The organism is Proteiniborus sp. MB09-C3 (assembly GCF_030263895.1).
Taxonomy (GTDB): Bacteria; Bacillota; Clostridia; order Tissierellales; family Proteiniboraceae; genus Proteiniborus.
The window spans coordinates 3,474,569-3,487,113 of the sequence record NZ_CP127161.1 but is presented as its reverse complement, the minus strand read 5'-3'; the positions used below and the strand labels follow the sequence as shown (position 1 = coordinate 3,487,113).

9 protein-coding genes are annotated in these 12,545 nt (G+C 34.1%); all 9 read left to right on the top strand.

Features of this window, described 5'->3' with window-relative positions; all coding sequences use genetic code 11:
* Positions 1-28 precede the first annotated feature (28 nt).
* The 9 genes from QO263_RS17120 (at position 29) to QO263_RS17080 (ending at position 12,518) form a co-directional block, all read left to right on the top strand.
* Positions 29-1,033 (top strand): FecCD family ABC transporter permease, encoded by a 1,005-nt coding sequence (locus tag QO263_RS17120; protein ID WP_285624098.1) that lies wholly within the window; start codon positions 29-31, stop codon positions 1,031-1,033.
* Position 1,034: 1 nt separating this feature from the next.
* Positions 1,035-1,817, top strand: a complete 783-nt coding sequence (locus tag QO263_RS17115) for an ABC transporter ATP-binding protein (RefSeq protein WP_285624097.1) — start codon at positions 1,035-1,037, stop codon at positions 1,815-1,817.
* 26 nt (positions 1,818-1,843) lie between these two features.
* Positions 1,844-2,680 (top strand): ABC transporter ATP-binding protein, encoded by an 837-nt coding sequence (locus QO263_RS17110; RefSeq protein ID WP_285624095.1) that lies wholly within the window; start codon positions 1,844-1,846, stop codon positions 2,678-2,680.
* A 1-nt stretch (position 2,681) separates the two neighbouring features.
* Positions 2,682-3,416, top strand: coding sequence for an ABC transporter permease (locus tag QO263_RS17105; protein WP_285624093.1), 735 nt, complete (start codon positions 2,682-2,684; stop codon positions 3,414-3,416).
* 8 nt (positions 3,417-3,424) lie between these two features.
* Positions 3,425-4,465 carry a magnesium chelatase ATPase subunit I gene (locus QO263_RS17100; RefSeq protein ID WP_285624090.1) on the top strand — a complete coding sequence of 347 codons (1,041 nt, stop codon included), beginning with the start codon at positions 3,425-3,427 and terminating at the stop codon, positions 4,463-4,465.
* 14 nt (positions 4,466-4,479) lie between these two features.
* Entirely contained in the window at positions 4,480-6,336 is a 1,857-nt protein-coding gene (locus QO263_RS17095; RefSeq protein ID WP_285624088.1) for a magnesium chelatase subunit D family protein, read from the top strand.
* 149 nt (positions 6,337-6,485) lie between these two features.
* Positions 6,486-10,205 (top strand): magnesium chelatase subunit H, encoded by a 3,720-nt coding sequence (gene bchH, locus QO263_RS17090; protein ID WP_285624086.1) that lies wholly within the window; start codon positions 6,486-6,488, stop codon positions 10,203-10,205.
* Between the two features lie 508 nt (positions 10,206-10,713).
* On the top strand, positions 10,714-11,724 hold the full coding sequence (locus QO263_RS17085) for a FecCD family ABC transporter permease (RefSeq protein WP_285624084.1): 1,011 nt from the start codon (positions 10,714-10,716) through the stop codon (positions 11,722-11,724).
* The gene (locus QO263_RS17080) at positions 11,724-12,518 is read left to right on the top strand and encodes an ABC transporter ATP-binding protein (RefSeq protein ID WP_285624082.1); all 795 of its coding nucleotides are present in this window, start codon (positions 11,724-11,726) and stop codon (positions 12,516-12,518) included. The genes QO263_RS17085 and QO263_RS17080 overlap by 1 nt, the downstream gene beginning before the upstream one ends.
* The last annotated feature ends 27 nt before the right edge of the window (positions 12,519-12,545 follow it).

The following is a 12,545-nucleotide window of genomic DNA, read 5'->3' as shown; positions in this document are numbered from 1 at the left end:
AATGCTAATACTAAGGGGAATTGAAAACATGGCCAGCAGTGATACAAAGAATGAAGTGATGAAAAAAAATTTAATCTTATTTATATTCATATGCATTTCAATAGCCAGCTTTTTTATAAGTATAGGAAACGGAGCTGTAAATATATCACCTAAAGAAATAGTAAATGCCATATTACTTGATAAATCTACAGTAAATTATCAAATAATATGGAATGTCAGACTGCCTAGAACCATAGTTGCTGCATTTGTTGGCACATGTCTAGCTTTATCTGGAGCCATATTGCAAGGAGTCATGAGAAATCCTTTAGCAGGACCTAATATAATTGGAGTTTCATCTGGTGCAGGGCTTATGACATTGATTATTCTAATACTTTTTCCAGATTTTTATTATTTAGCACCTGTAGGAGCTTTTGCTGGAGCACTATTGGCTACTTTATTCATATATTTTTTGGCATGGAGAGAGGGAGTAGTGCCTACTCGCTTGATATTAGCTGGTGTGGCAGTTTCTTCACTACTAGGAGCTGGAACAAATGCAATAATGACTTTTTTCCCAAATAAGGTGGCTGGAGTTATTGGATTTATGGTTGGAGGTCTTTCTGCAACTAACTGGCGACATGTAAATACTATATTTCCTTATGCAATAGTAGGGATAATATTGCTTTTACTCATACCAAACAAACTAAACATACTAATGCTAGGAGATGAAGTAGCAACAGGTCTTGGGATAAATGTAGAAAAGACTAGATTTGTTTTTATCATAATATCTTCACTATTAGCAGGCAGTGCAGTAAGCGTTGTAGGTCTTCTAGGATTCGTAGGACTTATAGTGCCGCATATGACTAGATTATTTATAGGCTCCGATTATAGATATCTATTACCAGCATGTATTTTTACAGGCTCTAGTATAGTAATGCTCTGCGATACTATTGCAAGACTTCTATTTGCTCCGACAGAAATACCAGTAGGCATTATAATGTCAGCATTAGGAGCTCCGTTTTTCTTATATCTACTTAGAAGAAGAGGAGAATATTAGTATGAAAATGAAGATTGAAAACATAAGCGTAAATTATGGGGATAAAGAAGCAGTTAAAAATATTGACTTCGAAATAAATTCTGGACAGATAGTGACTATCATAGGGCCTAATGGCTCAGGAAAATCCACATTGCTTAAAGCTATGAGCAGGTGCTTGAAGCCATCAGGAGGAAGCATTTATATAGATGAAACTAATATAGATGAAATAAATACTAAGATTATTGCACAAAGATTGGCTATATTACCACAAGTAAAAAATGTGTCCTCAGATGTTTCCGTAGAAGAGCTAGTATCCTATGGAAGATACCCCCACTTAAAGTTTGGGAAAAGGCTAAGGAAAGAAGATATGGAGATAGTAGACTGGGCATTAGAAAAGACAGGCCTTAGCTCCTTAAGAAAAAGATTTGTTGCAACACTTTCTGGCGGCGAAAGACAGAGAGCCTGGATAGCTATGTCATTAGCTCAAAAGCCTAAAATACTGCTACTTGACGAACCTACAACCTTTCTTGACATATCTTATCAAGTAGAGGTTTTAGAGCTGGTAAAAGAATTAAACGAAACCTTAGGTTTGACTGTAGTCATGGTTCTGCATGATTTAAATCAAGCTGCTAGGTATTCAGATATGATTTTGGTTATAAAAGATGGAAAACTATGCGAATTGGGAACACCTGATAAAATAATCAATAAATGCTTATTGAAGGATGTTTTTAGGATAGATGCTGATATATATGATGATAAGATAAATAATTGTCCATACTTTATTCCTAAAAAGACGACTGCTTAAATAAAACTTTTTGGAAGTGATATTTTATGATACAGATAAACAATGTTACGAAGAAGTTTGATGATTTTATTGCTGTAAACAATGTGAGCTTAAATATTGATAGTGGAGACTTTATAGGACTTTTGGGCCCAAATGGAGCTGGAAAAACTACAATCATAAAAATGCTCACAGGATTATTAAAGCCAACCAGCGGAGATATATACATCAATGGTCAGAAAATGACTAGAAATAATAAGGACGTAAAAAAAATATTAGGAATAGTGCCTCAATATACTAATCTGGACAAAGAGCTTACAGCATATGAAAATTTAGTTTTTGCATCGAAACTCTTTAGTGTTAAAGATTATAAAAAAAAGATATTTGAACTTTTAGAATTTATGGAGTTAGAGAGTTATAAAGATAGAAAGGCTATGAACCTTTCTGGTGGCATGGCTAGACGTCTGATGATTGCAAAAGCATTAATAAACGATCCAGAAATTATATTTTTGGACGAGCCTACTGTAGGTATAGATTTAAATGGCAGAAGAAAAATATGGGACATACTGAAGGCAATGAAGGCTATGGGAAAAACTGTTTTACTAACTACTCATTATATTGAAGAGGCAGATTATCTTTGCAATAAGGTATGTTTAATAGACAAAGGAAAAATAATTGACAAGAATACCCCTGATAACCTTAAGAAAGATCTAGGGACTTACACTATGGAATACTTTGATGATGAGATGAAAACTATATACAAATATTTTAAAAATAAAGAAGATGCAATAGAGTATTCCAATAAAATTACTAGCTTAAACTATACTCTTAGGGAAACCACCTTAGAAGACGTATTTTACAACTTTACAAATAGGAAGGTAATATAAAATGGAAGTATTTACTGTAATGTGGAGAGAATTTATCTTTTTCAAAAGAAGAATTGGAAAAATTACTTCTAGTGCTGTGATGAATCCTATTTTATACCTTATAGCATTTGGATGGGGGCTTGGAAGAGATGTGATAGTAGAGGGTTCAACCTACATGCATTTCATAATACCCGGCATAATAGCTCTTTCTACTATGAATACTAGCTTTAATGCAGTCGCTATGAGGATAAATATATCTAAATTACATGAGAAAAGCTTTGAATATTATTTAACCTCTCCTGTCAGAATGCCTTTGATGGCATTAGGTCATATATTGTCAGGAGCTTTGAGAGGTATGTATGCCGCGGCACTTATAGTGCTGGTATCCTATCTATTTGGAATTAAGATAAATATAGATATTTATTTCATAATAATATGCTTTTTAAATAGTTTTTTATTTTCTGCTCTTGGATATGGAGCAGCACTATCTATAGACAGTCATTATGATATGAATAGATTTACTACTTATATAATGACGCCTATGTCTTTTTTATGTGGAACTTTTTTTTCCTTGAATAACCTGCCTTTAATCATAAAGAAAATAATAAGTATTTTACCCCTTTCTCATGCTTCTATTTCTCTTAGAAGTATTGTTTTAAGTGGTGATTTTGATTACAAATCTATTTTTATACTTTTTATATATTCTGTTATCTTTTATGTTTTTGGGGTCTATATGAGCTTTAGAGAAATGAAGTAGAAAGGGGCGTGATTAATCTGAATACAGAAAGCATAAAAAATTACCCATTTACTGCAATAGTTGGTCAAGAAGATATGAAAAAAGCGTTGATTCTTAATATAATTAACCCGTCAATAGGTGGAGTTCTCATTAGAGGCGAAAAAGGAACTGGTAAATCTACAGCTGTTAGATCTATTGTAGACCTTTTACCTAGGAGAGAAGAGGTAGAGAATTGTATACTTAGCTGTGATCCATTAGATTTGAGCAAAATGTGCGAAGAATGCAGAAGCAAAGTAAATGCCGGTGAAAGGCTTGAGGCAAGAGAAGGAAAAATGAAAGTAATAGAGTTGCCTATAAATGCTACAGAGGATAGAGTTGCAGGAACATTAGATATACAGACGGCTATAAAAAGAGGCGAAAAAAAGTTTGAGCCTGGAATACTTGCATTTGCTAACAGAAATATTCTCTATATAGATGAAATAAATCTTTTAGAGGATCATATAGTAGATATACTGTTGGACGCTGCTGCTATGGGAGTCAATAACATAGAAAGAGAAGGCATATCTTATGCTCACCCATCTAGGTTTATACTTGTGGGAACTATGAATCCAGAAGAGGGAGATATTAGGCCACAGCTCATAGATAGATTTGGACTTGTTGTAGATGTAATTGGAGAAAAGAACAATGAAAATAGAATAGAAGTAATAAATAGACGTATGCGCTACGAAAATGACCCAGAAGCTTTCATAAAGAGCTTTGAGAGAGAAAATAATGAGCTTGCAGGAAAGATAATCAGCGCTAAGAATATATTGTCACAGGTAACATATGGAGATGATATATTAGAGGCTACAGTTGGAATATGCATAAAGCTTGATTTAGACGGACATAGAGGAGATATAACTGCTATTAAGACTGCTGCTACAATAGCTGCTTTCAATGGCAGAACAATAGTAACTAAAGAGGATTTAGCCGAAGCTCTGAAATTTGTAATACCACATAGAATGAGGAAAAGACCCTTTGAAGAAGGAAATTTAGATATTACAGTTATTCATGAGCTGCTGGAAAACTAATAGGAGGCTTGAAATTGAACAGGACCATATATCCTTTTACTGCAATAGTAGGTCAGGAAAAATTAAAGAAAGCCATATTGCTAAATTTAGTGAATCCTAGAATCGGTGGAGTACTCATAAGTGGGGAAAAAGGTACAGGTAAAAGTACTATAGTCAGGTCTATACCATCTATATTTAATTCCGTTGATATTATAGATTTACCTTTAAATATTACCGAAGACAGGCTAATAGGCAGTATAGATTTAGAAAAGGCAATATTATTTGGGAATAAGGAACTTGATGAAGGGATACTTAAAAAAGCTGATGGAAATATACTCTATATTGATGAAGTGAATTTATTAGGTGATAGCATTATAAATACTATATTGCAGGTGTCCTCTTCAGGCTTTAATAATATTGAAAGAGAAGGAATTTCCTATAAGCATAGCTCCAGATTTGTGCTTATAGGAACTATGAATCCTGAGGAAGGAAGCTTGAAGTCCATATTTTTAGATAAGTTCGGATTATTTGTATCTGTAGAAGGAGAAATGAATTTAGAAAACAGAAAAGAAATCATTCGAAGAAGATTATTATATGAAGGGGATAAAGAAAATTTTCATGAGCAATGGCTTAAGGAATGCATAGCATTAAAGGACAAAATAGAAAATGGGAAAAAGCTTATAAATCAAATTAAGATATCTAAGGAGCTGCTGAATACTATTATCAGTACTTTGGATGAATGTGGCTGTGAGGGAAATAGAACTGAAATAATAGCTGTGGAAGCTGTAAAGGCAATAGCAGCATTAGATAATAGAATAGAGGCTAATATAGAGGATATAAAAGAGGCATTTGGCTATGTATTGCCCCATAGAATGAGGAAAAAGCCAAGGGATAGAGAAGAAAACAAAGATGATGCAAATAATCAGGAAAATAGTAATAATGATGAGAAAAATGAAAATAAAGATAAGGAGGCCGAAAAAGACATAGAAGACAGCTTAAATGACTTTGATGATTTGGATTCTACTGCATTGTCTTCAGATATAGAAGTGATAGAAGATATTGGACATACATTTAAGACCAAAAATATACAGTTTAGAAGCAGAGATAGAAAAATAAGAAAGGGTTCTGGAAAGAGGAGCGTAACAAAAACTGATTCAAAGCAGGGCAGATATATAAGATACATGCCTAAAAATAGCGAAATAAAAGATATAGCTTTAGACGGAACTCTAAGAGCGGCGGCGCCTTATCAAAAGTATAGAGAAAAAAACGGAGTTGCCATAGCCATAGACAAAAGTGATTTAAGAGAAAAAATACGAGAAAAAAGAACTGGGGCAACTATATTTTTCCTAGTAGATGCCAGTGGGTCTATCTCTGCCAAAAAAAGAATGAAGGCAGTAAAGGGAGCCATAATGTCGCTATTAACAGATGCTTATGAAAAAAGGGACAAGGTATCACTAATAGCCTTTAGAAAAGAATCTGCAGAGGTTTTGCTACAGACTACTAGAAGTGTAGAGTTAGCAAAAAAACACTTAAGTGAATTGCCCTCTGGAGGGAAGACACCCCTTTCAGCTGGCATGACTACAGCATATAACCAAATAAAGAGTCAGTGGATAAAGGACAGGGATATGATACCATTGCTTGTAGTCATATCAGATGGAAGAGCAAATGTATCTTTGACAGGAGAAGATCCTTTACTGGAATGCTTTAAAATTGCAGAGAAAATCAGGGAAAAAGAAATTAAATCTCTAGTATTAGATACAGAAAGTGGATTTTTAAAATTTGGGACATTAAAAGAGCTTTCTATGAGATTAGGAGGACATTATTTGAGCATAGAGGATTTAAGTGATAAGGCAATATATGATTCTGTAAGGCATTTGACACTGCTTAGCTAACAAACCATTTACAATGCAATTTATATTAACTAGCACATAGAGTTAATTTATTGTCATAATTAATATGGAAAGTCCATTTTAGAATAAGTGATTTCTGTTGAGTAACAAAATGAGCCAGCATTATGCCAGATAATATGGAGGTGACTAACATGCTTAAATTAGTCGTAGTAAGTGTATCTAACCCTGTTATAGCAGATATTATAGAGACTAAAAGTATTTTGACAGAAAAATATGGAGATATTTTAGAATTAAAGCTTTTCTACGTTGGAAGAAAAACAGAAGATAATGATTTAAAAGAAATAGAAAAAGCTATATTAGAGGGAGATTTTATAATACTTGACTTAATGGGAAGCGGAGAGGCAGTGGGAAAAACTTGCTTTAAGGCTTGTAAATCTGCTGATTGTAATACAGTTATTATAGGAAATTTAGGAAGAAATAATTTAAGTTCAATTTCAAGACTAGGAGAATTTACTGTAAATGAGATTACAAGCCGAGTAAATAAGTCTGATAAAAAATTGCTTACAGATGAAGTTCTCAGCATAGCGAAGGAAATAGAGCTTATAGATAGAGATACCTTATCTAGAAAGCATAAGGATATTATAAACTATGTGAATATAGGAAGGCATTGGAAGAATGCAGGCATAGAGGAGATAACCAATATGCTGCATTTAATATTAAGAGACTATGGTGGCTATGGAAATCTTCCAGAGCCTAAAGAGCCTAGTCAGTATAATCCAATATCAATATGTAATCCTATGAACATGGAGAGATTTTCAAATATAGATGAGTATATAGCTTCTGGATATATAGATTATAGTAAGCCTACTGTGGTTATGTTCTATTATGGCAACAGTGCGCCTAATAGAGTACAAAGTGCCATAGGTAAAATATCTAGTAGAATATCTGAATTTGCAAATGTGATTCCCATAGCATTTATGTCTTATGGGAGAAGACATCTAAAGGAAATTGAAGATATACTGCTTTCTCCTAAATCTCCAAAGACGGATTTGATATTGAACTTTATGTCATTTAGATTAGGATCAGGACCTATGGGAGAAGATGCACAACAATCCATGGAGCTATTGACTAAGATAAACGCTCCATGTCTTCATCCTTTTTTTATGCCTAAAAGACAAGCTTCAGAATGGCTGGAATCAGAAAGAGGAATTAGTACCGCTGAATTTTTAACTACTGTAATGCTGCCAGAGCTAGATGGTTCAATAGAAACCTATCCTGTAGGAGCAATTACTGACCATATATGGAATGAAGAATTCAAGATTGAGCTAATAGAAGTAGATATAATTGAGGATAGGGTTGAAAAACTAATAAATAGGATAAAGAAATGGATTCAGCTAAGGTATAAAGAAAATAAGGCTAAAAAAGTAGCTATCATATGCTATAATTATCCTCCATCAGAAGGCAATATATTTGGTGGAGCATTTTTAAATACCTTTGAGTCCGTAGAGAATATACTCAGTACATTAAAAAAAGAAGGCTACAGTGTAGATGCTCTGAGCAAAGAAGAGCTAATGGACTACTTCACTGCTGGAAAAATAGTAAACTCAGGAAGATGGGGAGAGGACCAGCTAAGTGATCATATGATTAAGTATGATTCAAAAGAGTATATAGAAGAAAAGGAAGGTACATTATCCTATAAAGAAACCTGTAACCAGTGGGGAGAAGCACCTGGAAGCATAATGACAAAAGAAGCTGATTTTTTAATTCCGGGAAAAGTGTTTCAGAATGTATTCATAGGTTTACAGCCTACTAGAGGAGTACATGAGAATCCAGAAAAAGCATATCATGATAAGGCACTTACACCTCATCATCAGTATCAAGCCTACTATAAATGGCTAAAGGAAGAGTTTAATGCTGATATAATGATTCATGTGGGAACCCATGGAACTCTTGAGTTTTTAAAGGGGAAAGAATGTGGTATGTCTGCTGGCTGTTATCCAGATATGCTTGTACATGATATTCCCCACGCATATATATACAACTGTACTAACCCAGCAGAATCTTCAATAGCAAAGAGAAGATCTCATGCAGTACTGATAAGCTATCAGCCACCTCAATTTGTTCAAGGAGAATTGTATGGAGATTTGCTCCTAGTAGAGTCATTGATAAATGAATATCACAGTGCAGAACAAACTGATCCTACTAAATGTGATAAAATATTCAGCAAAATAGAAGAGAAGGCAAGAGAGATAAACATTGAGTTAGAAGACTTAGATACTTTAGAAAATGAACTCTATAGAATGAAAAGAGCCTTAGTGCCCTATGGACTTCATACCTTTGGAAAAGGGTATTCAGATATGGAAGCAGTAGAGTATATGAAGTTCATATTAAGGTATGACAGATCAGAGGTCAAATCCTTAAAAAGGGCAATATGCGAAAATGAAGGATTAGACTATGATAAGCTTTTACAAGCGAATAAGGTTGATATACTGCAAAGATTAGACGAAAGGGCTTCTGAAATAGTAGATGAATTTTTAGAAGGCAAAAATGTAAGCAGCGTATATCTTGACACATTAGAGTACGGAAAAAAGTGTATGGAAAATGCTAAGCAGTGTAATGAAATGAATGGCTTGTTAAAAGTCTTAAGTGGTGAATATATACCGGCGAAGCTTTGTGGAGATGTATTTAGAAATCCAGAAGTGCTTCCTACAGGATATAACTTGTATCAGTTTGATCCTCATTCAGTTCCTACTGAGGTTGCCTGTGAAAGAGGATGGAGAATAGCAGAAAACACCATAGAAAAATATGTGCAAGAAACTGATACTTATCCTAATAATGTAGCTATTGTGCTGTGGGGAATAGAAACATCCAGAACACAAGGAGAAACTCTAGGACAGATATTAAGCTATTTAGGGGTACGAATACTAAAAAACAAAAGTCAGTTCAGTTTTCAATATGAAATTATTCCTATTGAGGAGCTAGGCAGGCCTAGAATAGATATAACCATTGATATGTCTGGCTTTTTTAGAGATATGTTTCCTAATATGGTTGATGAGCTCAATAATATATTTAGAGACATTTATCTATTAGATGAGTCTGATGAATTGAATTATTTTAAGGCTAATAGTAAAAAGGTCTATGAAAAACTTATTGACCAAGGTTATACAAGGGAAGAAGCGGGGGAATTATCATATGCTAGGTTATTTGGACCTAGAGAAGGAGAATATGGTAATGGAGTAACTAAGCTAATAGAAACTAAGAACTGGAATATGGAAGAACAAATAGGAGAGCTGTTCATACAAAATACAGGGAATGTATATACAAGAAATTATAGAGGAAAAAATGTGGAAGGCTTATTTGAAGACATGCTGTCTAAAGTAGATATAGTATCTCAAATAAGGAGCTACCACGGATATGAGGTTACAGACTTAGATGATTTTTATGGACATTTTGGAGGTCTGGCTAAGGCAGTTGAAGTATCTAAGGAAGAAAAGGCTAAGATATATATCAATGATACTACTGGAGAGAAGATAGAAACTGATAGTGTGGAGAAATCTATAGAACGTGGAGTAAGGACTAGACTGCTAAATCCTAAATGGATAGAAGGCATGCTGCAAAATAAATATCATGGTGTTCAAAAGATAGAGAAGATATTTGAAAATCTAATAGGGCTTTCATCTACTACAAATGAAGTAAAAAGCTGGATATTCGACAGCTTGCATTCTACTTATATATCAAATGAAAATATGCGTGAGAAAATGAAGGAAAACAACAGATGGGCATATTTAGATATACTAGAAAGAATGCTAGAGGCTAAAGAAAGAGGATATTGGGCTGCTACAAAGGAACAGCTGGAGGAGCTTAGAAAGGTATATTTTCAAATAGAGGGAAGTATAGAGGAAAAGATTTAATTCTATCTTTACTTAGAGGACTTGCTGTATTTATTAAGAAATGAAAAAGTAAGTGTAAAGCTATGTCTATAATTCTGATATCTATTATCAAAGAGCTGCAAAACAAGAATTATTATTGACTTAGCATAGGCTGTCCTATATAATAAAGTTATGAAATTTAGTTATTTCTGTTAATGAAATAATTAACATAATGAATTAAGCGAAAGGCGAAGGAAACTAAGCCTTTTTCTTAAGCGTCCGTTATACTGCTATAAACATAACGGACACATTATAAAACCCGTTATATTATATGAAATATAATGATACATTTCATATTAAGAGAGAGCATTTTCAAATAGCAAAATTTGAAGCATTATGCATTTAATAGGATTTGTTTCAATCATTTTTCATGAAATACACAAAACAATTAGAAGTAACTTCAAGTCGTAAATATACTGCTGATTATACCTGTTAAAATTAGGCGCTGGAGCAGATTGAAGTTTAGTTTTTGTGTGGAAAGGAGTAAGAAATGAAGCAGTATAATAGGAATAACCTAGTAGTCATTAGTCTTGGAGTTCTTTTAGTTATTGCAATTATTTTTTCCTTTAGACTTGGCAGATATCCTATACATATTAAAGAACTACTTGGAATTTTGATATCAAGAATTTATCCAATAGAACAATTTTGGACTAATAGAGTAGAAACTATTTTATTCAATATACGTTTACCTCGTATCATTTTGTCTTGTTTGGTTGGCTGTTGCTTGTCCGCTTCTGGAGCGGCATATCAAGGGGTTTTCCAAAACCCAATGGCAGCGCCGGAGATTTTAGGTGCATCAGCAGGTGCTGCTTTTGGTGCAGCACTTGCAATTTTGAATCATGGAAGCAGCTATACCATCACTATAAGCGCTTTTCTGTTCAGTATATTAACAGTTGCTTTAGTATATATAATCAGCAAAAGAGCTAAGGGAAATACTATACTGGGCTTAATCCTGTCTGGTATTATGGTCAGCTCGATTTTTTCTGCGGGAACATCATTTATTAAGCTGGTTGCAGATCCTAATGATCAGCTTCCTGCAATAACTTATTGGCTTATGGGAAGTTTAAATGGAGCTAAGATTAACGACATAAAGTTCGTAATTATTCCTATGGCTGTAGGTCTTATTCCTTTACTTCTTCTAAGATGGAGAATGAATATTCTCACAATGGGAGACGATGAAGCGAAGACCATGGGGGTAAATTCAAATCGAGTTAGATTGATTGTAATCATCTGTTCTACCCTCATTACAGCATCTAGCGTGTCAGTAAGCGGTATGATTGGCTGGGTAGGGCTAGTAATTCCTCATCTGTCTAGAAAGCTTGTGGGCAATAATTACAGGCATCTCATGCCTATATCCATGTTATTTGGTTCGATTTTTCTATTGATGGTAGATAATGTATCAAGAAATTTACTTGCTACGGAGATACCTTTAGGTATACTCACTTCATTTATCGGAGCTCCTTTCTTCATTTACCTGATTACAAGAAAGGAGGAGGCTTAATGAGTATTGAAGTATTAGACCTCAGTTTTAGCTATGGGGATAGACCTATTCTCAATAATATCAATTTTGCAGCTAAGGATAGTCAATTGTTATCAATCTTAGGACCAAATGGTGTGGGGAAAAGCACATTATTTCGTTGTATGTTAGGCTTGCTAAAAGGCTATAAGGGTCAGATTCTATTGAATGGAATAGACATTAAAAAAATTAGTGTAAAAGAAATGGCAAAATTAATAGCATATATTCCTCAGTCCCATTATCCAGCCTTCAACTTTAGTGTATTTGATATGGTTCTCATGGGGACTACTGTTCAAGTATCCAGTATTTCAAGTCCTGGGAAAAAACAAGTAAAGCTTGTGGAATCAGCTCTTGATAGGCTTGGGATATATCATTTAAGAAACAGAGGATATACTCAGATAAGCGGTGGTGAACGGCAATTAGTCTTGTTAGCACGTGCTTTAGTTCAGGAGGCTAAGATTCTTATTTTAGATGAGCCTGCAGCAAACTTGGATTTTGGAAATCAAGTTAGAGTTCTGACACAGATGAAGTCCTTGGTGAAAGAAGGATATATTGTCATACAATCTACGCATAATCCTGATCAGACATTTTTATTTTCAGATACCGTAATTGCTATGAAGAATGGAAAGATCCTTGCTTGGGGTTTACCACATGATGTCTATACCAATGATTTGATTTACAATCTCTATGGAACAGAGGTAGAAATCCAGAGTTTATATGGTGATAAGGTAAGAGTATCTATTCCTAAAAGCGTAATTACCAATATGGCCAATTATTAGCTGCTCTTACTTATAATATAAAAATAT